Genomic DNA, 235 nt, shown 5'->3' with positions numbered 1-235 from the left:
CCGACTGGAATTCGGCCTGCGCCTCATCGAAGCGTGCCCGACTGATGGCGCCCTTCTCCACCGAGTACTTCATGCGCTTGTAGGTCGCCTGCGCCAGATTGAAGCTGGAGCGGGCATTCTTGAGCTCGCTTCTGGCATCGCGATCATCTAGGCGCGCGATCAGCTCGCCCTTCTCGACCTCCTGACCGGCCTGGACCTCGAGTTCGCGCAGCTCACCGCCGATGCGGAACGACAG

The 235-nt window shown here is 63.4% G+C and carries 1 protein-coding gene; it reads right to left on the bottom strand.

What is annotated here, in order from left to right; translation table 11 throughout:
- The coding region (locus tag R0J88_RS23605) for a biotin/lipoyl-binding protein (RefSeq protein ID WP_410901402.1) at positions 1 to 235 on the bottom strand (235 nt) is incomplete at both ends.

Source organism: Pseudoalteromonas sp. SIMBA_162 (assembly GCF_046535955.1).
GTDB lineage: Bacteria > Pseudomonadota > Gammaproteobacteria > Enterobacterales > Alteromonadaceae > Pseudoalteromonas > Pseudoalteromonas marina.
The sequence above is the reverse complement of the archived record's forward strand: the minus strand, read 5'-3'. Positions and strand labels throughout refer to the sequence as shown.